22 protein-coding genes are annotated in these 18320 nt (G+C 71.9%); 10 read left to right on the forward strand and 12 right to left on the reverse strand.

The annotated features are described in order from the left end of the window. Positions 1-11: 11 nt before the first annotated feature. Genes ACLJQF_RS35835 through ACLJQF_RS35845 form a run of 3 tightly spaced genes read right to left on the reverse strand, consistent with a single transcriptional unit; the run spans position 12 to position 3116 of the window. Positions 12-992, reverse strand: a complete 981-nt coding sequence (locus ACLJQF_RS35835; protein ID WP_410614703.1) for a TolB family protein — start codon at positions 990-992, stop codon at positions 12-14. Beyond that, on the reverse strand, positions 989-2236 hold the full coding sequence (locus ACLJQF_RS35840; protein WP_410614704.1) for an MFS transporter: 1248 nt from the start codon (positions 2234-2236) through the stop codon (positions 989-991). The genes ACLJQF_RS35835 and ACLJQF_RS35840 overlap by 4 nt, the downstream gene beginning before the upstream one ends. A 4-nt stretch (positions 2237-2240) precedes the next feature. After that, positions 2241-3116 (reverse strand): alkaline phosphatase family protein, encoded by an 876-nt coding sequence (locus ACLJQF_RS35845; protein ID WP_410614705.1) that lies wholly within the window; start codon positions 3114-3116, stop codon positions 2241-2243. 222 nt (positions 3117-3338) lie between these two features. Here ACLJQF_RS35845 and ACLJQF_RS35850 point away from each other — a divergent pair, with 222 nt between their 5' ends. From ACLJQF_RS35850 to ACLJQF_RS35880, 7 genes are read left to right on the forward strand one after another with little or no spacing between them, the layout of a single operon-like run. Continuing rightward, on the forward strand, positions 3339-3596 hold the full coding sequence (locus ACLJQF_RS35850) for a hypothetical protein (RefSeq protein ID WP_410614706.1): 258 nt from the start codon (positions 3339-3341) through the stop codon (positions 3594-3596). Continuing rightward, positions 3593-4567 (forward strand): FAD:protein FMN transferase, encoded by a 975-nt coding sequence (locus ACLJQF_RS35855; RefSeq protein WP_410614707.1) that lies wholly within the window; start codon positions 3593-3595, stop codon positions 4565-4567. Before ACLJQF_RS35850 ends, ACLJQF_RS35855 begins: the two co-directional genes overlap by 4 nt. Continuing rightward, the gene (locus ACLJQF_RS35860) at positions 4564-5115 is read left to right on the forward strand and encodes a ferric reductase-like transmembrane domain-containing protein (RefSeq protein ID WP_410614708.1); all 552 of its coding nucleotides are present in this window, start codon (positions 4564-4566) and stop codon (positions 5113-5115) included. The genes ACLJQF_RS35855 and ACLJQF_RS35860 overlap by 4 nt, the downstream gene beginning before the upstream one ends. Then, positions 5112-6242, forward strand: a complete 1131-nt coding sequence (locus tag ACLJQF_RS35865) for an NADH-ubiquinone oxidoreductase-F iron-sulfur binding region domain-containing protein (protein WP_410614709.1) — start codon at positions 5112-5114, stop codon at positions 6240-6242. The genes ACLJQF_RS35860 and ACLJQF_RS35865 overlap by 4 nt, the downstream gene beginning before the upstream one ends. 8 nt (positions 6243-6250) lie before the next feature. Continuing rightward, complete coding sequence (locus ACLJQF_RS35870; protein ID WP_410614710.1) at positions 6251-6445, forward strand: ferredoxin; 195 nt, start codon at positions 6251-6253, stop codon at positions 6443-6445. Between the two features lie 42 nt (positions 6446-6487). Further along, positions 6488-7231, forward strand: a complete 744-nt coding sequence (locus tag ACLJQF_RS35875) for an SIR2 family NAD-dependent protein deacylase (RefSeq protein ID WP_410614711.1) — start codon at positions 6488-6490, stop codon at positions 7229-7231. Beyond that, positions 7228-7713 (forward strand): GNAT family N-acetyltransferase, encoded by a 486-nt coding sequence (locus ACLJQF_RS35880; protein ID WP_410614712.1) that lies wholly within the window; start codon positions 7228-7230, stop codon positions 7711-7713. The genes ACLJQF_RS35875 and ACLJQF_RS35880 overlap by 4 nt, the downstream gene beginning before the upstream one ends. On the opposite strand, the gene ACLJQF_RS35885 is transcribed toward ACLJQF_RS35880, so the two are convergent. The 4 genes from ACLJQF_RS35885 to ACLJQF_RS35900 all read right to left on the reverse strand — a co-directional run bounded on the left by ACLJQF_RS35885 (position 7691) and on the right by ACLJQF_RS35900 (position 11028). After that, positions 7691-7972 (reverse strand): YciI family protein, encoded by a 282-nt coding sequence (locus ACLJQF_RS35885; RefSeq protein WP_410614713.1) that lies wholly within the window; start codon positions 7970-7972, stop codon positions 7691-7693. The genes ACLJQF_RS35880 and ACLJQF_RS35885 overlap by 23 nt on opposite strands. A 3-nt stretch (positions 7973-7975) precedes the next feature. Continuing rightward, positions 7976-8281 (reverse strand): hypothetical protein, encoded by a 306-nt coding sequence (locus ACLJQF_RS35890; protein WP_410614714.1) that lies wholly within the window; start codon positions 8279-8281, stop codon positions 7976-7978. A 202-nt stretch (positions 8282-8483) separates the two neighbouring features. Further along, the gene (locus ACLJQF_RS35895; RefSeq protein WP_410614715.1) at positions 8484-10025 is read right to left on the reverse strand and encodes a protein kinase domain-containing protein; all 1542 of its coding nucleotides are present in this window, start codon (positions 10023-10025) and stop codon (positions 8484-8486) included. Between the two features lie 37 nt (positions 10026-10062). Next, complete coding sequence (locus ACLJQF_RS35900) at positions 10063-11028, reverse strand: SDR family NAD(P)-dependent oxidoreductase (protein ID WP_410614716.1); 966 nt, start codon at positions 11026-11028, stop codon at positions 10063-10065. A gap of 105 nt (positions 11029-11133) precedes the next feature. Between ACLJQF_RS35900 and ACLJQF_RS35905 the strand changes: the two genes are divergently transcribed. Together ACLJQF_RS35905 and ACLJQF_RS35910 are read left to right on the forward strand one after the other, a co-directional pair. Further along, the gene (locus tag ACLJQF_RS35905) at positions 11134-11679 is read left to right on the forward strand and encodes a DUF6069 family protein (protein WP_410614717.1); all 546 of its coding nucleotides are present in this window, start codon (positions 11134-11136) and stop codon (positions 11677-11679) included. Beyond that, on the forward strand, positions 11676-12101 hold the full coding sequence (locus ACLJQF_RS35910; protein WP_410614718.1) for a nitroreductase/quinone reductase family protein: 426 nt from the start codon (positions 11676-11678) through the stop codon (positions 12099-12101). The genes ACLJQF_RS35905 and ACLJQF_RS35910 overlap by 4 nt, the downstream gene beginning before the upstream one ends. Before the next feature lie 73 nt (positions 12102-12174). Here ACLJQF_RS35910 and ACLJQF_RS35915 read toward each other — a convergent pair whose 3' ends face one another. From ACLJQF_RS35915 to msrA, 5 genes are all read right to left on the reverse strand, one after another. After that, on the reverse strand, positions 12175-12978 hold the full coding sequence (locus ACLJQF_RS35915) for an ABC transporter permease (RefSeq protein ID WP_410614719.1): 804 nt from the start codon (positions 12976-12978) through the stop codon (positions 12175-12177). After that, a complete protein-coding gene (locus tag ACLJQF_RS35920) occupies positions 12975-13970 on the reverse strand; it encodes an ATP-binding cassette domain-containing protein (RefSeq protein ID WP_410614720.1) in 996 nt (331 codons plus the stop codon). Before ACLJQF_RS35920 ends, ACLJQF_RS35915 begins: the two co-directional genes overlap by 4 nt. Positions 13971-14034: 64 nt before the next feature. Then, positions 14035-14550 carry an OsmC family protein gene (locus ACLJQF_RS35925; protein WP_410614721.1) on the reverse strand — a complete coding sequence of 172 codons (516 nt, stop codon included), beginning with the start codon at positions 14548-14550 and terminating at the stop codon, positions 14035-14037. Between the two features lie 76 nt (positions 14551-14626). Beyond that, positions 14627-16903, reverse strand: a complete 2277-nt coding sequence (locus tag ACLJQF_RS35930) for a M4 family metallopeptidase (protein WP_410614722.1) — start codon at positions 16901-16903, stop codon at positions 14627-14629. 377 nt (positions 16904-17280) lie between these two features. Then, on the reverse strand, positions 17281-17796 hold the full coding sequence (gene msrA / locus ACLJQF_RS35935) for a peptide-methionine (S)-S-oxide reductase MsrA (protein WP_410614723.1): 516 nt from the start codon (positions 17794-17796) through the stop codon (positions 17281-17283). A gap of 138 nt (positions 17797-17934) precedes the next feature. Between msrA and ACLJQF_RS35940 the strand changes: the two genes are divergently transcribed. Then, positions 17935-18318, forward strand: coding sequence for an STAS domain-containing protein (locus ACLJQF_RS35940; RefSeq protein WP_410614724.1), 384 nt, complete (start codon positions 17935-17937; stop codon positions 18316-18318). Positions 18319-18320: the final 2 nt, after the last annotated feature.

Below are 18320 nucleotides of genomic sequence, written 5' to 3' on the forward strand. Positions count from 1 at the left end.
GCCGCAGGCGATCACGAACCGAGCGCCGCCGGTGACTCGGCGTCCGGGATCAGCAGCCGGGGCGCGCCCGAGCCGCCGGCCGGGACCGACCAGACGTCCGCGTGGCCCGGGCCGCGGGGCAGGCCGTAGCCGATCGTGTGGTCGTCGAGCCAGGCGGGCTGGTCGTCGACGCTGCGGGTTTCCGCCAGCGGCGTCACCTTCGAGGCCGCCAGATCCAGCACCGACAGTCGCCAGCCCTTGGCCGGGTCGCCGTCCACGGCGGACTTGAACGCCACCCGCGTCCCGTCCGGGGACAGCGAGGGGCACTCGACGTTCTCGTGCAGCGTGCGGATCGTGTGCGCGGCGAAGTCGCCGGCGACCAGGTAGCGGTGACCGGCCGTCGACATCGTCGCGTAGAAGTGGCGGTCGTCGCGGGTGAACGTCACGCCCCAGAAGTTGAGGTCGGCGGCCTGGTACGGCTTGCCGTCGAGCGTCACCGCGTAGTCCTCGAGGGTCCCGGCCAGGTCGCCGGTCGCCGTGTCGAGGATGCCGGCGCGGGTGGAGAACAGGCCGCCGTTGTACGAATCGCCGGTGACGAACACGGTCCACGCGAGCATCCGGCCGCTCGCCGACACCCGTGCCCGGTTCGGCAGCCCGACCAGCGGGATCTCCCGCCGCACCGCCAGCCCCCGGTCGAGCACCGCCAGCTGGTAGGTGGTCAGGTCGCCGTCCTGGCGCAGGCAGAGCCCGGTGCCGCCGGCGGCGTACACCCGCGCGCACGACAGCGGTGACACCGTCCGCGGGCCGCCGGGGTCGCCCGCGGCCACCGTGGCGACGTGCCCGCGGTCGGCGTCGGCGGTGCTGCGGAACAGCAGCCGCGGGCCGGGGTCGAGGCTGACCGCGCCGGTCGGGGTGACGTCGTGGCTGCGCGCGCTCGCGAACCCGACGTAGGCGACCGCGGCCCCGGCGAGCACGAGCACGCCGATGACCGCGATGAGGATCCGGGTCTTCACGCCGGCACCTTCCGTGGGCCGAGGACCGCGAATGTCACGGCGATCGCGACCACGGCACCGCCCGCCGCGACGGCGATGGCGAGGTCCGCGCCCCAGAACTGCCAGGCGAGTCCGAACAGGACGGACGAGGCGAAGTAGGCAAGCGCTTGCGCGGTCTGGATGAGCGAAATCCCCGTGGTGCGCAGCGACTCCGGCAGCAGGGGGCCGGCCAGCGCCATGAGGACGCCGTCGGTCGCCGCGTAGAACGCGCCGTACAACGCGAGCGACGCCGCGAACAGCGGCCAGCCGGACACCGGCCCGGCCAGCAGCAGGTAGACCAGCGCCAGCGCGCCGTACCCGCCGAGTACCACCGGCAGCCGCCCGACCCGGTCGGCGAGCGCACCCAGGGGCGCGGCGAGCAGCAGGTAGCTGAGGTTCGTGCCGACGGCGAGCAGCGGGAACCAGCCGGTGGCGATGTCCTCCTTGTGCTGCAGCAGCAGGTAGACGAAGCCGTCGCCGACCGTGGCCAGCCCGAGCACGCACGCGGCCACGAGTAGCCGCCGCACCCCGCTGCCGCGCAGCAACGCGGCCGCCGCCCGCGGCGAGACCGGGGTCGCGGCCTCTTTCGGCGTCCGGCGGTCGCGGACGAACAGCACCAGCAGCAGCACACCGATCGCGGCGATGCAGAAGCTGACGACGAACACCGCGTCGAAGGCCTCGGGGTCGGTGGCGCCGACGGCGGCCAGCACGGCGAGCGCGACCAGTGGCCCGGCGAACGCGCCCACGCTGTCCATCGCGCGGTGCACGCCGAAGGCCCGCCCGAGCAGCGGTTCGGGGGCCGACAGCGTGATCAGCGCATCCCGCGGCGCCGTCCGCAGGCCCTTGCCGGCGCGGTCGAGCGTGATCACCGCGCCGATCGCGGTCGCCGACGCCCCGGCCGCGAGCAGGCCGAGCTTCGCCACGGCGGACAGTGCGTAGCCGGCACCGGCCACGACCTTGCGCCGCCGGACCCGGTCGGCGACGTACCCGCCGGCGACCCGCAGCAACGCCGTCGCGCCGGTGTAGAGGCCGTCGAACAGCCCGTACGCGGCGGGACTCAGGTGCAGGCCGAGGACCAGGTACACCGGCAGGACCGCGGTCACCATCTCCGAGGAGACGTCGGTGACCAGGCTGACGGCACCCAGCGCGAAGACGTTCGCGCCGACCGCCGAGAGCTTGCCCTTCGCGGCGTGCTTCGGAGCGACCCTGCTGGTGGCGAGGTACACGCGGTTACTGCCAGACGTCGAGGATCGGCGACTTGCTCGCGGCGTTGCCGATGCCGGGCAGGCCGTAGGCCGCCTCGATGGTGCGCAGCACGGTGTAGTGGTTGATCGATTCGCTGTAGCTGCCGACCTTGACGCCGGCGCCGGTGAAGCTCGTGAAGATCTGGTTGACCGACGTGCCGCTGTCCTCGTCGAAGGTGGTGATCAGCAGGCTGTTGTGCGTCTTGGCCCACTGGGCGTAGGTGTCGAGGTTCTTCTTCAGCCAGGTGTCGCCGGTGCCGATGCCGCAGTCGTGCATGTCGTTGCACATATCGGGCGTAACGAACGAAACGGTCGGCAGCTGGGTGAAGTCGGACGGGAAGCTCGAGAACCGGACGTTGCTCGCGGCGGGGACGTTCGAGAAGTCGACCCAGCTGTTGTGCTTGCGGCGGTAGGTGCCGCTGGAGCAGCCGGTGTAGCCGTCCGAGGGCATGGCTTCGGAGTAGCCCTTGAAGGTCTTGCCCGCGTCGAGCACCTGGCGGCCGAGGTTGGCCTTCGCGCCGAGGTTGGCGGGGCAGCTGTCGTCGGTGACGCCCTGCGTCGCGCCGGAGAAGAGGGCGACGTAGTTGGGCTGGCTCGGGTGGGTGATCGCGAAGGAGTTCGTGAACTTCGCGCTCTGCGAGGCGAGGGTGGTGAAGTAGGGCGCGCTGGAACTGCCGTTGATCGAGGAGTACTTCTTGTTCTCGAACATGACGAGGACGATGTGGTCGAACGCCGGAACCGCCGCGGCGGTCGGCCGGATGGCGGTGGGCTCGTCCGTTCCGGTGACGGCGGCCGCGGTGACCGCACCGGCGGTGACCAGGGTGGCCGCGGCGAACGCGGCGAAGATCCGCTTGCGGATCATGGGTCCTCCAGCACTGAGGGGGTGGGCGCCTCATGGTGCCCACGGCAGGGGGCCGGTTCGTGAGGTGCTGTGGTCCGGCTCGTGAACACCAGGAAACCTCCGGCGGACAACGGAAAGAGTGAGTGAATGGCTGTCCGGTGTCAACCTCCTTTGGTTGGAGCGTCAGGGCTTTGACAGGTCGTTCCCAGCTCGTTCAAAGGATCGGCGCCGACACTCGGTGCCATGGAACCCACCACCCCGGCCGGACCCGCCCGCCGCGAGCAGGGACGCCGCAAGGCCGCGCTGGCCACGGCGGCCGCCGCGGTACTGGGCGCGGCAGCAGTCGGCGCCATCGGCTTCGGCCTCTCGACGGCGTCGGCCTCGACTGACACGACGCAGAACTCCACGACTTCGACGGACACCCAGGATCAGCTCCAAGCGCCGGACAGCGGCTTGAGCAGCGGATCCGGCCAGGCACACACCGGTTCGGGTGCGTCGTGACCACGGCTTTCCCGGCACTGGGCACGACGGCTGAGCTCGTGGTGACGGACCCGGCCCGTCTGGAGGCGGCGGTCGCGGTGCTGCGGGAGGAACTGGCGGCCATCGACATGGCGTGCAGCCGGTTCCGGACGGACTCGGAGATCTCGCTGCTGCACGAGGCGGCCGGGCGGCAGGTCCGGGTCGGGCCGTTGCTGGCGGAAGCGCTGGGGGTGGCGTTGCGAGCGGCTCGGCTGACCGAGGGGCTGGTCGACCCCACGGTGGGGGCGGCGGTGCGGGCGCTGGGCTACGACCGTGACTTCGCTTCGGTTGCCGCTGACCGGAACACCGCGGTTTCGCAGCTCGTCGTGAGTGAGAAACAGTGTTCTAACGCTGTTTCTCACTCACGACCGGGCGCGTGCCCCGCCCCTGGCTGGCACCGGATCCTCTTCGACCCGGCCCGGCGGCTCGTCGTCCTTCCGCGGGACGTGCACCTCGATCTCGGCGCGACCGCCAAGGCCCTCGCCGCCGACCGGGCCGCCCGGCGGATCCACGCCACTGTCGGCTGCGGAGCCCTCGTCAACCTCGGGGGCGATCTGCGGGCCGCCGGCCCCCTGCCGCCCGGCGGCTGGCAGATCGCCCTCGGCGACGACCACGCCGAAGCCGTCAGCCGGCCGGACGCCACCGTCGCCCTCCACCGTGACGGTGCGCTCGCCACCTCCGGTACCACCCGGCGGCGCTGGCGCCACGGCGGCCGGACCGTGCACCACATCGTCGACCCGCGCACCGGCGACGTCCCCGAAGCGCGCTGGCGCACCGTCACCGTCGCCGCGAAGTCCACTGTGGACGCCAACACCGCGAGCACCGCGGCGATCGTCCTCGGTGCCGGCGCACCCGGCTGGCTCGAGCGAAGACGGCTCCCCGCCCGGCTGGTCGGTGTCGACGGCGACGTCGTCACGACGCCCGGCTGGCCCGGCGAACGGGAAGCGGCATGAGCTCCGCGGTGTGGTACTTCAGCCGCGCGACCGGACTCGTTTCGCTGGTGCTCTTCACCGGCGTCGTCGTCCTCGGCGCGCTCGGCGCCGGGCGGTTCGCCACGCGCGAATGGCCGCGGTTCGCCGTCGCCGCCGTCCACCGGAACCTCGCGCTGACCAGCCTGGCCTTCCTCGCGGCGCACATCGCGTCGGCCGTCCTCGACGGGTACGTCCCGCTCGGCTGGCTCGACGTCGTCGTCCCGTTCGGCGCGGGCTACCGGCCGCTGTGGGTCGGGCTCGGGGCCGTCGCGATCGACCTGCTGCTCGCGATCGTCGTCACCAGCCTCGTGCGCACCCGGCTGCCGGCGCGGGCCTGGCGCGCCGTGCACTGGCTGGCCTACCTGTGCTGGCCGGTCGCGCTGGTGCACGGCTTCGGCATGGCCGAAGACGACGCCGCCTACGGCTGGATCGTCGCCCTCGACGTGCTGTGCGCGCTGGCCGTGCTCGGCGCCGCCGGTTACCGCGCGACCCACGTCCGCACGTTCGCTGCCCTGGGAGGCACCCGATGAGCATCCTGCCCCCGCACCGGCTGGACCTGGCCGGCCACCGGCGCCGCAACGGCGTCGTGCCGTGGGTCGCCTACCACGATGACGCCGGCCGCGACCGGCTGATCGCCGCCGTCGAGTCGGCGGACCTGCGCGGCCGCGGCGGCGCGGGCTTCCCGACGGCGGTGAAGCTGCGCGCGGCCCGGTCCAAGCGCTCGATCGTCGTCGCGAACGGGTGCGAAGGCGATCCGCTCAGCCGGAAGGACGGTGCGCTGCTCACGCTTTCGCCACACCTCGTCCTCGACGGCCTGCAGCTCGCCGCGCACGCCATCGGCGCCGCCGAGGCCGTCCTCTGCGTGCACACCGGCAGCCCGGTGCTGCCGAGCGTGGCCGCGGCCCTCGCCGAGCGCGAAGACCGGGTGCCGGTGCGGGTCGCGGAGGTCCCGCGCCGGTACGTCGCCAGCGAGGAGACCGCGCTCGTGCGGTACCTGACGTCGGGGGACGCGCGGCCGCTCGGCAAGCTGCCGCGGCCCGCCGAACGCGGGGTGCGCGGGCGCCCGACCCTGGTGTCCAATGTGGAGACACTGGCGCAGCTGGCGTCGGTGGTCCTGCTGGGGCCGCACCACTATCGCGCGTCCCGGACCGAACTCGTCACGGTGACCGGCGCGGTCCGGCAGCCCGGCGTCGTCGAGGTGGCCGCGGGGACGTCCCTGGCCGGCGTGCTGGCCGCGGCGGGCGGCGAGGCGGAGCCGGTGCAGGCGGTGCTCGCGGGCGGGTACGGCGGGACGTGGACGGCGGAGCTCGGCGGCGGGGTGCCGGGGATTCCGGCGGTCCACCTGCTGCCGGTGCGGGCGTGCGGGCTGGAGTACACGGCGAAGGTACTGGCGTTCCTGGCGGCGGAGTCGGCCCGGCAGTGCGGGCCGTGCACGTTCGGCCTGCCCTCGATCGCGGCGGACTTCGCGGAGCTGATCCACGGCGGTCCCGCGACGGCCCGGCTGGCCCGCCGCCTTCCGCTGCTGGCCGGCCGAGGGGCGTGCGCCCACCCGGACGGCGCGGCCCGGCTCGCGGCGAGTGCGTTGCGCGTGTTCGACGCGGACGTCCGCGCGCACCAGGCCGGCGGCCGGTGCCGGGTCCCGGCGGGTGTCGCGTGAAGGTGACGGTGGCTCCGATCGAGTGTCGCGCGCACGGGTTGTGCGCGGACCTGCTGCCGGAGCTGGTGCGGCTCGACGAGTGGGGCTACCCGGTCGTGGCGTCCGGCCCGGTACCCGCGGAACTGGTGGCGGACGCCCGTCGGGCGGCGGCGGCGTGCCCGGCGCTGGCGTTGCGGCTGCGGAAGGACCCCAGTGATGGGTAATCCGGTCGTGCGGCCGCGGGAGAGCCGTTAGCCTTCGCCACCATGGACGGCAAGCTCATCGACCGGCTCCGCGGCGCCCGGCGGGTCGCCGCGCTGACCGGGGCGGGCATCTCCACCGCCTCCGGGATTCCCGACTACCGCGGCCCCGAAGGCGTCTGGACGCGCACGCCGAGCGCGGTGAACGCCTTCACGCTCGAGAACTTCATGGCCGGCGCCGACGTGCGCCGCGAGTTCTGGCGCGCGTACGCAGGGCACGCCGCCTGGCGCGCCGAACCGAACGCGGCCCATCGCGCGCTGGCGGAGCTCGACAGCGCGGGCGTCGCCGTCCGGGTGCTCACCCAGAACGTCGACGGCCTGCACCAGCGGGCCGGCCTCGCCGCGCGCAAGGTCCTCGAGCTGCACGGAAGCATGCACACCACGCGGTGCACCGCGTGCGCGGCCGGGTTCCCGACCAAAGAGATCCTCGAGGCGGGCGACGACGACCCGGCGTGCCCGCGCTGCGGCGGCATCCTCAAGCTCGACGTCGTCCTCTTCGGACAGCTGCTGGATGGCGAAGTCCTCGGCCAGGCAAGGAACATCGCGGCGGCGAGCGGGCTCTTCCTGGCCATCGGCAGCACGCTGCAGGTCGAGCCGGCGGCGTCGCTGTGCACGGTCGCCGTCCGGGCCGGAGCGACGCTGGTCGTCGTCAACCGCGACCCGACGCCGTACGACGACGACGCCGCATTCGTGCTGCGGGACGACATCGAGGCCGTCGTTCCGGAACTCTGTGCCGCGGTGAGCGGGTGATCCGCGAAGCCCGCGACGACGACTGGCCCGCGATCTGGCCGATCATCCACGACGTCGTCACCGAGCGGCGCACGTTTCCGTACGACCCGGCGATGACCGAGCCCGACGCGCGGCAGGTGTGGCTGCGCGACCCGCCGGCCCGCGTGGTCGTCGCCTTGGACGGCGACCGGGTGACGGGCACGGCGAACATGTACGCCAACCGGCCGGGGCCCGGCAGTCACATCGCATCGGGCAGCGTGATGGTGGCGAAGGAGGCACGCGGCGCGGGTGTGGGGCGGGCGCTCACGACGGACATGATCGGCTGGGCCCGGCGGACCGGCTTCGCGGCGATCCAGTTCAACGCGGTCGTCGACGTGAACGTGGCCGCCGTCCGCCTGTACGAGAGCCTGGGGTTCGTGACCCTCGGAACGGCGCCCGGCGCCTTCCGCCACCCGGTCGCCGGGGACGTCGGGCTGCGCATCATGTGGCTGGACTTGCGCTGACCCGCCCGCCGAACCGCCAGGTGTGAACTTCGACGGCGGCGTACCGATCCCCGGTGAGGATGGTCCTGGCCTCGCTCGGGCTAGCCGCTCTGGTCAGCGCGGCGGTGCCGAGCCAGGCGGTGCCGTCGTCGGACAGGAGCGGTCCGTGGGCGATCATGCGGGTCGCGTACCGGTCCATGTAGGACCAATTCGCTTCCAGCGTTTCTTGCCGCAGTGCCAATGACCCGGGGCGGTCGCGGTGGTAGCAGAAGAACTCCACGGACTACGCGCTCGCCTGATCAGTCGGGTAACCGGAAACGTCCGACAGTTCTTCGGCGAAGATCGTGTCGATCTTCCGGCTCGCGGTCCGCAGTTTCGCCACGCTCGCGAGGAGCAGCGCGAACGCGGCGGCGGGCACCGCCAGCAGCACGGGAGGCCACCCGAAGCCGAGGACGGCGACGGCGCAGATCACCGCGGTGACCAGGAAGACTGCCCGGCCGGCGACCCGCGGCCACGCGGGACGGGGCTTGGCGTGCCGGCCGCTCGATGTGCGGAAAACCGGCCGCGCGAGGACAGCGTGGACAATCATCCAGACCTCCGGAAGTGATCGCCTGGCCGGTCGGGAGGGGATTCCCGGCGGCGGCACCGTGAAGTGAGTCGGGCCGGAGCGGGCTCCGGTTACCTGTCGTTATTGCTTCGAGTCCCAATTCACGAAATCGAATTACCGGCCATTCCGGACCCTTTTTCGCACTAGGGCCGTTGGACCCGGATTCGCGCGCCGGAGGTCCCGCTCAGGAGTCGTGGCCCTTGCCTTTGCCCTTGCCGGGGTTGTCCGTCTTCTCGGTCTTCTCGGGCTTGCCGGTTTTCGACGGCTCAGCGGTGGTCGCCGGGGTTGCGGAGGTGACGGCGGCGGGCTCGAGCGAGGCCGGTGCGCTGGGACCCGGCCGCGGATCCGTGCTCCCGGGGCCGGAGTGCGGAACCGGTGTGCCGGATTCCCCAAGGGGAGCCGACGACGCAGGCGTGCCGGATGCGGCGGGAGAGTTCGCGACGGGTGCCTGGGCGGGCGAGCCGGTCCCGGTCTCCTGCTCGAACAACAGCATCGCGGCCACGGCCGCCACGGCGGCGGCGGTCAGGCCCGCCGCAGCCGCCAGCCGGCGGCGCCGGGAACTGCCGGCCGGAGGTGAGGTGACGGCCGCGACGTCGTGGAGGCGGGTCGGAGCCTCGGCCGCGGCGATGTCGAACTCGCCTCGGTGTACCGGCGCCGCGCCGACGGCGGCCTCCTTGGGGGGAACCGGGCTCGGGACAGAGGTTGCGTCCGCAGCACCCGGAACCGCTGCCGGGCGGCGGCGCGGGCTGAGCTGCGTTCTGCTCCACGGCAACGTCGGCGGCGGCGCGTGCATCATGTCCAGCACCTTCGCGGCCGTCGGCCGGTCGGCGGGCTCGCGCTGCGTCATCCGGCGCAACGTGTACGCCAACGCCGCCGGTGCGTCCTCCGGGATCCGCGGTGGTCTCGTCAGCCGGGCCATGGCCGCCTCGACCATGGTGCCCGGGTACTCCCGTTGTCCCGTCAGGCATTCCAGCAGGATCAGGCCCAGCGCGTACACGTCCGCCGGTGGGCCCGCCGGCTCGCCCGACACCTGCTCCGGCGCCAGGTACGCCGCCGTACCCGGGATCAGGCCGGTGCCGGTGATGTGGGTGGCGTCGAGGGCGTGGGCGATGCCGAAGTCGCCGATCAGGGGACCGTCCGCGGACAGGAACACGTTGGCCGGCTTCAGATCGCGGTGCACGATGCGCCGCGCGTGGACGTGGGCCAGCGCCTCGGCGAGCCCGTCGGCCAGCGCCGTCACGTCCGCCGCCGGCAGCGGGCCGCCCAGCAGGCGCTCCGCGAGGTTCTCGCCTTCGACGAGCTGCATCACCAGGTACGTCCGGCCGTTCTCGGTGCCGCTGTCCAGCAACGTCACCACGCCCGGATGGCTGATGCTGCCCTGGATCGTCATCTCGCGCAGCCGGCGCCGCTGGTCGAGCGCCACCGCGTCGCGGTCGTAGATCTTGACGGCGACCTCGCGGGTCAGCCGCACGTCGTGGGCGCGGTAGACGCGGGCCGTGGCGCCGCTGCCGATCAGCCTGCCGACCTCGTAGCGGCCGCCGAGCAGCCCTGGCGGCCGCTCGTCGTCGAGGGCACTGCGCGGGGTGATGGTGAATTCGCCGAGCGCGTAGTGGCCGCGAGTGACCTCTGCCCCGTCGTCAGTCGGCGGGCGCCCCGTTCTCCCGGCTTCGTCGGCCACGGGCGGCAAGTACCCCGGTCCCGCGAACGGCAAACGTCGGAAGATCACGAAGAAAGTATCGTCCGGGGACCCGCCGACGTGACAGTCAGGCTCGAGCGAACGCGTCCACGCCGGTGAGCTGGGCCGACAGCGTCCACAGGCGCGCGGCCTGCTCGCGGTCGACGGCGTACCGGCGGACCCCGGAGGCGGCGAGGCCCTCGGCGTCGTCCGGCGCGAGCTCGGCGACGTCGCAGTCCTCCAGGTACAGCCCGCCGAGCCCGGCCAGCTGCGGCGAGGTCGCGGCCCAGACCGTGGTCGCGGCGCCCTGCTCGGGGGTCTTGAACTCGACCAGGTGGTTGCCGGCTTCGTCGATCCAGCCGCGTTCGATCATTTCTTCCCGCGGCAGGTGGCGCTGCAGGGGTGTCATGATGCCGCCGGGGTGGAGCGCGAACGCGTGGACGTCCTTCTCGGCGCCCAGCCGGTCGAGCTGGACGGCGAAGAGCACGTTCGCCGTCTTGGCCTGCCCGTAGGCCTGCCACTTCTCGTAGCCGCTCTCGAACTGGACGTCGTCCCAGCGGATCGGCGAGTAGTGGTGGCCGCGCGAGGACAGCGAAACCACGCGGGCACCCTCGGCGATCGCCGGCCACAGCCGGTTGACCAGCGCGAAGTGGCCGAGGTGGTTGGTGGCGAACTGGGCCTCCCAGCCGGGGCCGACGCGGGTCTCCGGGCAGGCCATGATGCCGGCGTTGGCGATGACGAGGTCGATCCGCCGTCCGGTCGCGAGGAACCGGTCGGCGAAGGCCCGCACGCTGTCGAGGTCGCCCAGGTCCAGCTCGTCGATCTCGACGTTCTCGAAGCCGGCGAGCGCTTCCTCGGCGGTCTCGCGGCGGCGGGCCGGGACGACGACGTGGGCGCCTGCGCCGGTCAGCGCGCGGGTGGTTTCGAGGCCGATCCCGGAGTACCCGCCGGTGACGACGGCGAGCTTCCCGGTGAGGTCGACGCCTGCGATGGCTTCGGCGGCCGTGGTGGTGGCGCCGAAGCCCGAACCGATCTTGTGCTGTGCGATGGTCATGGATCCGACGTTACGAGCTGGAGTGCACTCCAGCGCAAATCGCGGCCGGGGCCGAAACGGGGGACAATCTCCGGTGAGAGGCGCAGCCGACCCAGGAAGGCTCTGATGTCCGACTACTACGGGAACCAGCCCCAGGACGTCCGCCCGGGGATCGATGCGCGCCGCCTGTGGGCGGGCGGCGTGGCGACGGCGGTGGTCGCGGCCCTGCTCGCGGTCGTCGGGCTGCTGATCGCACGCGGGATCTTCGAGGTCGAAGTGCTCGCCCCAAAAGGCGAAGGCGTCTGGGGCAACGCGAGCACCACGACGTACGCGCTGGTCGCCGCCGCGGTGGCCCTGCTCGCCACCGGGCTGATGCACCTGCTGAGCGTGGCGACGCCGGCGCCGTCGCAGTTCTTCGGCTGGATCATGGTGCTGGTGACGCTGATCGCCGTGGTACTGCCGCTGACGCTGACGGTGGCGCCGAGCGCGAAGATCGCCACGGCGGCGATCAACCTGGTGATCGGCCTGGTCATCGCCGCGGTGGTGAACAGCATGGCGGCCAGCGCCCGCACGCTGCACCGGCGCCGCAGTCAGCAGAGCGCCGCGCCGCCGCCGCCGACCCGGCAGCAGTGGACCCAGGAGGACCCGCCGACCCGGTACTACGACCGGTGACCGCCGTGGACATCCGGGAGACCAACCGCCGGGTGATCGCGCAGTTCCGCACGGGCGGCGAGGTCGAGGGCATGCACCGCGAGCGCCTGGCGCTGCTGACGACGACGGGCCGGACCTCGGGGGAGCCCCGCACGGTCCCGATGATGGTCCACCGCGCCGGCGACCGGTGGCTGGTGGTGGCGTCCAACGTCGGCGCGTCCCGGCACCCGGACTGGTACCTGAACCTGGAGGCCGACCCGCGGGTGCGGGTCGAGGTGGACGGCCGCGAGTTCGACGCCGAGGCGCTGCCGCTGCTCGGCGCCGACTACGTGCGGACGTGGACGGCGCTGGAGAAGGAGTACCCGTTCCTGGCCGACCACCAGGCCAAGGCCCGGCAGGCCAGGCGGGTGATCCCGATCGTGGAACTGTCCGAAGAGGACTGACGCGCCGCCGGCTTCGTGAAGGCCACCTTGAGGAACTTAAAGTTCGTGAAGGTGGCCTTCACGAATTGTGGGGCTACTTGCTCGCCACCCGGCGGTACCGCGCCGTCGCCAGCGGGGCGAAGATCGCGATGATCGCCACGCAGCACAGGATCGAGTACAGCGCCGCGTTCTCCGCCGGCCAGCCCGTCGGCGGGGTGCCGAAGCGGTTGCCGAACAAATCGCGAGTCGCGTTGATCACCGCTGTGAACGGGTTCCAGTCCGCGATCGCCTTCAGGAACGCCGGGAGCGTGTCGGTCGGGACGAACGCCGAGGAGATGAAGCTCAGCGGGAACATCCAGATCAGGCCCGCGCTCTGCGCGACCTCCACACTGCGCGCCGCCAGGCCGATCAGGGCGCCGACCCAGGACAGGGCCCACGCGAACATCAGTATCACCAGGTAGCCGAGCAGCGCGTCCCAGAAGCTGCCGCGGATGCGCCAGCCCACCAGCAGGCCGCACGCCGACATCACGACCAGCGCCACCACGCTGACCACCAGGTCCGACGTCGTGCGGCCGAGGACCACCGCGATGCGGGACATCGGCAGCGAGCGGAACCGGTCGATGATGCCCTTCTGCAGGTCGTTGGCGAAGCCGATGACCGTGAACGCCGAGTTGAACGCCACCGTCTGGGCGAAGATCCCGGCGATGAGGAACTCGCGGTACGCCGCGCCGCCCGCTTCGCCGCCGATCGCGTTGCCGAAGACGTAGGCGAACAGCAGGACGAACATGATCGGCTGCAGCGTCGCCGCCATCAGCCAGTCGGGGTTGCGGCGGACGTTCATCAGGTTGCGCCACGTGACGATGCCGCCGTCGGAGATGCCCTTCGCGAACGCGTTCACTTCGCCACCTCCCCGGCGGACTCGGCGGATTCGGCCGGCGAGGCGCCGTGGCCGGTCAGGGACAGGAAGACGTCGTCCAGCGTCGGCCGGTGCAGGCCGACGTCCTGGACCGTGATGCCGTGGGAGTCGAGCCGCCGCAACGCCTCGATCAGCGCCTTCGGCCCGGTGTCGACGAGGATTTCGGCCCGCCGCGTGTGGTCGTCCCCGGACGGTTCGCCGGTGCCCACCTCGCGCAGCACGGCCAACGTCGCCGGCAGGTCCGCGGCGGAGGCGACGACCAGCTCCAGGCGCTCGCCGCCGGTCTGGGCCTTCAGCTCGTCCGCCGTGCCGCGCGCGATCACCCGGCCGTGGTCGATCACCACGATCGAGTCGGCGAGCTGGTCGGCCTCTTCGAGGTACTGCGTGGTCAGCAGCACGGTCGTGCCGTCGGCCACGAGCTCCTTGATGACCTCCCAGGTGTCGAGCCGCCCGCCCGGGTCGAGGCCGGTGGTGGGCTCGTCCAGCACGACGACGGTCGGCTCCGCGACCAGCGCACCGGCCAGGTCCAGCCGGCGGCGCATGCCGCCGGAATAGCCCTTCGCGGGGCGGTCGGCGGCCTCCTCGAGCCGGAACCGGGTGAGCAGCTCCCGGGCGCGCGTGCGGGCCGCGGCCTTCTTCCGGCCGTAGAGCCGCCCGACCATGTAGAGGTTCTCGAACCCGGTGAGGTTTTCGTCGACGGCCGCGTACTGGCCGGACAGCCCGATCCGCCGCCGCACCTCGTCCGGCTCGGCGAGCACGTCGTACCCGGCCACGTGCGCCGACCCCGAGTCCGGGCGCAGCAGCGTGGTCAGGATGCGCACGGTGGTGGTCTTGCCGGCGCCGTTCGGGCCGAGCAGGCCGAGCACCTGCCCGGCCGGGATGTCGAGGTCGACGCCGTCCAGCGCGCGCGTCGAACCGTAGGTCTTCACGAGCCCGCGTACCCGGACGGCGGTGTCCGGTTCCGGCTGTGGCATGGCGGCTCCCCCCTTCAGGTGACCCCGACAAGCTAGGCCAACCTGCCCGGTTTGTCCTCCGGGTTTATCCCTGAGCCGCCGAAAGCGTGACGGCGAACTCCGGCGGCGTCCGCAGCGACTGGAACACGACGCAGTAGCGCTCGGTCAGCTTCTTCAGGGTGGCGAGCTCTTCGTCGGAAGCGTCGGTGTCCAGGTCGAACGACAGCCGGATGGCGCGGAAGCCCACCGGCGCGTCCTTCGCGACGGCGAGGGTGCCGCGGAAGTCGAGGTCGCCCTCGGCCCGGACGCGTCCGCCGCGGACGGCGAGCCCGAGCGACGTCGCGACGGCCCGCAGCGTCACCCCCGCGCACGCGACGAGCGCTTCGAGCAGCATGTCGCCCGAACAGGCGAGGGTGCCGTCCCCGCCGGTGGCCGGGTGCAACCCGGCTTCGACGACCGCGCGGCCGGTTTCGACCTTGCAGGAGATGCCGAGGCCGTCCAGTTCGGCGTCGGCGTGCAGGGTGACGAGCGCGCTTTCCGGGGCCTCGCGGTACTTGTCCTTCAGCGGTGCTTGGGTCGCGCGCAGCTCTTCGGTGTCCATGCGCCGATTCTGCTCCGGAAAACGCCGGGGCGGGGAGACCGCAGTCTCCCCGCCCCGGCGGTTCAGCGATTCAGTTTCAGCTCAGGGTGACGGCCACGTCGTCGATGACGAACGAGGTCTGCAGCGAGCTGTCTTCGGTGCCGGTGAACTTCAGCGCGAGGGTGCCGCCGGCCGCCGACGAGACGTCGATGGTCTTGAGCGCGTACCCGGACGCCTTGTTCAGGTTGGAGTAGCTGCCCAGCGTCGCGCTGCCGTTGGTCACGGTCAGCTTGTCGTAGGCGGTGGAGGTGGTCGTCTCCGCGGTGTCGATGTGCAGGTAGAACGTCAGGCTGGCGTGGCAGCCCGCCGGGATGCTCACCGACTGCGCGATCGACTCGGTGTGCGTCGTGCCGTAGCCGTCCAGCCAGGACGAGTACGTGCCACCGTGCGCGGCCTGGCCCTGCGAGCCCCACTGGCCGATGGAGGCGGTGGTGCCGGTCCAGCTGCCGCTGCCCGACTCGAAGCCGCCGTTGGTGATCTTCTGGCCGGAGCAGCCGCCGGTGGTGCCGACGGTCCAGCTGAACGACGCCGTGCCGGAGTGGCTGGCGCTGTCGGTCGCCGTCACCGTGACGTTCGAGGTGCCCGCGGTGGTCGCGGTGCCCGAGATCGTGCCGGTGGAGGAGTTGATCGACAGGCCGGCCGGCAGGCCGGAGGCCGACCAGGTGTACGGCGCCGTGCCGCCGGAAGCCGACAGCGGCAGGTTCACCGAAGCGCCGGTCACGGTGGACTGGTTGCCCGGGCTGGACACGGTGACCGTGCCGGTCGCCGAGCACGTCGGGTCGGCCGACTGCGCCGGCACGCTGATCGCGTCCCACGCCGCCTTGACGGTGTTGAACTCGGCGCAGCTGCCCGGGAACAGGTTCTTCGCCGCGGTCAGCGTCCAGGTGCGGTACTTCAGGTACGAGCTGCTGGTGGTCTTGAGCAGCATCGCGTTGTAGAAGATCTTCACCGCGGTCTGGACGCCGAGGCCGGTGATGGTGGAGCTGTTGCACGTGGTGCTGGTGGGCTGCCCGTTGGTCGGGTTCGTGCCCTCGGCCAGCAGGTAGAACCAGTGGTTGCCGGGGCCGGCGGCCGCGTGCACCTCACCGTTGGGAACGCTGCTGTCGTAGCAGTTCTTGTCGCCCAGCGCCGACGGGTTGTACATGTTGCGGATCGGGCCGGAACCGACCAGGTTGACCTGCTCGCCGACGAGGAAGTCGGGCTGGTCGTAGGGAGCCGGCTCGTTCGCGAACCACTCGGTCGCCGCGCCGAAGACGTCCGCGACGAACTCCTGGGTGCCCGAGCCCGAGATGCCGCCCGGGGTGTGGTCGTCGATGCCGTGGCCGTGCTCGTGCGCCACGACGTCGATCGAGCCGATCCAGCCGCCGGCGGTGTTCTTGCCGATCTGGACCTGGCTGCCGTCGTAGTAGGCGTTCTGGTCGTTCAGGCCGACGCGGATCGGCCAGCCGCCGCCGCTGCCGTCGAAGCCGTTGCGGCCCAGCCACTGCGAGAGCATCTTGTTCTCGGTCTGGGCGGCGAACAGCGCGTCGACGCAGCCGGTCTCCTTGTTCGACGCGGTGCCGTTGCCCCAGAGGTCGTCCGTCCCGCTGAAGGTGGTGTTGTTGGCCGCGTCCTGGCAGGACGTGTTGGTGATGGCCGGGTCCTTCAGCGAGTACGTGCTGCCCGAGTGCGTGGTGTCGAGGTGCACCGGGTTCGGCCCGTTCCACGCGCTGGTGCCGTCACCGTTGAGAACGTGCTCCTGGGTCTTGAGCACCTTGCCGGTGGCGGCGTCGACGATGACGTCGAGCCGGCTCGGGCCCTCGGCGTCGCGGCCGACGACGGTGCTCTTCCACGCCAGCGTCGGCGTGCCGAGCGCGTAGACGACCTGCTGCGCGGGGCTGACGCTGTCCACCGCGGACAGCTGCTGCCGCGCGGTCGCCTCGGCCGCGGCCTTCGAGACCTTCGCCGTGGTGGTGGCCAGGTTGATGGTCTGGTCCTGCGCGACGGAGGTGCCGAGCACCTGGCCCGTCGAGTCGGTGGCGACGACGAAGTCGCCACCCACCACGGCCAGGCCCTTGTAGCTGCGCTCGTAGGGGATGTACTTCAGCCCGTTGGTGGCGGCGATCGCCTTCTGGGCCACGAAAACGTCGTCCGCGCTTGCGTGCAGCGCGGCGGGCCTGCTCGCCACGAGCCCGGCCGCCGCCGACACGGCCAGGGTCTGGGCATCCGGGACGGCGTTCGGGGTGACGGGCTGGGCCTGGGCGGTGGTGGTCGTGCACACCGCGGCGATCAGCGCGCCGCTCGCGGCCAAGACGAATGGACGTCTCAGTTGCATCGAAGGATCTCCTCCGGGCAGGGCGAACCGGCCCGGGGTCGAGCCGGGCCGAGAACGGGGACGATGGGGAAAAACGGTGCGGCTTAGCGGAAATCAGCATCCGGTGCCGAAGCCTCGTGAACAAGCGACGAACGTACGGTCTTATCTGCATGTCGCAATACATCCCAAATAGGACATTTGACACCATTGGGATGCGCGACCTTGACTGTCCACTGAGGACTTGAAAAGGATCACCGCCGTTCGGACGATCTTCACTGCGCTCTCGGGGGTCCGGGTGGCGGAGTCCCCGGCTCGGGGCGAAGCCCGGATGTCACTGCGTCCGAGATGATGAAGGCCCCTTCGCCGATCCGGCGAAGGGGCCTTCGGTGGTGCTGGTGTCAGGCGGTCTTCTCACGCTTCGGGAGCTTCCAGCCCGGGCGCACGAAGTGGCACGTGTACCCGTTCGGGATGCGCTGCAGGTAGTCCTGGTGCTCCGGCTCGGCCTCCCAGAAGTCACCCACCGGGCTGACCTCGGTGACGACCTTGCCCGGCCACAGTCCCGACGCCTCGACGTCGGCGATCGTGTCCTCGGCGACCCGCTTCTGCTCGTCGTTCTCGAAGAAGATCGCCGAGCGGTAGCTCAGGCCGATGTCGTTGCCCTGGCGGTCCTTCGTCGTCGGGTCGTGCACCTGGAAGAAGAACTCGAGCAGGTCGCGGAACGTGGTCTGCGCGGGGTCGTAGCTCACCTCGATGGCCTCGGCGTGCGTGCCGTGGTTGCGGTAGGTGGCGTTCGGGACGTCGCCGCCGCTGTAACCGACCCGGGTCGAGATCACCCCGGGCTGACGGCGGAACAGCTCCTGCATGCCCCAGAAGCAGCCGCCGGCCAGGACGGCCCTTTCGGTTGACGTGGTCACGGCGTCACTCCTTCTTCTCGTGCGGTGCTACCGCCCGTTACAACTGCCCCGGCCCTCTGATGATTCCACGCGGGTATTACGGAAGCCTGACGTGACGTGGGACGATGGTCCCGGACGGGATGACTCCCGGGAGGCGCGATGATGCGCGACGACGACATCGCCTCGGAACGCGACGGCGGCGTGCTGGTCGTCGAGATGCGTGGCGAGCCGAGCATCGCGACGGTGCTGCGCTGGGCGACGGTGCTCGACACCGCCCTGTGCGAACTGCCGTGGCCACGGCTGCTGGTGATCGACCTCGGCCCGCTGGACTTCCTCTCCGAGCGCGGGGGGCGCGGCCTGCTCGGGGCCCTGGATCGCTGCCGCGACCGGGGGCAGCCGGGGTGCCTGGTCGCGGCGCCTGGTACCGGGGTGGAGCGGGTGGTCCGCCGAATGCGCCTGGGGGAGCGGGTCCCGGTGTTCCCGGACCGGCTGGCGACGATCGTCGCCTACCAGCCGGTCGAGGTGCGCTGGCTGCTCTGCTGAGC

This window comes from Amycolatopsis sp. lyj-109 (assembly GCF_046548995.1).
In the GTDB taxonomy this organism is placed as follows: domain Bacteria; phylum Actinomycetota; class Actinomycetes; order Mycobacteriales; family Pseudonocardiaceae; genus Amycolatopsis.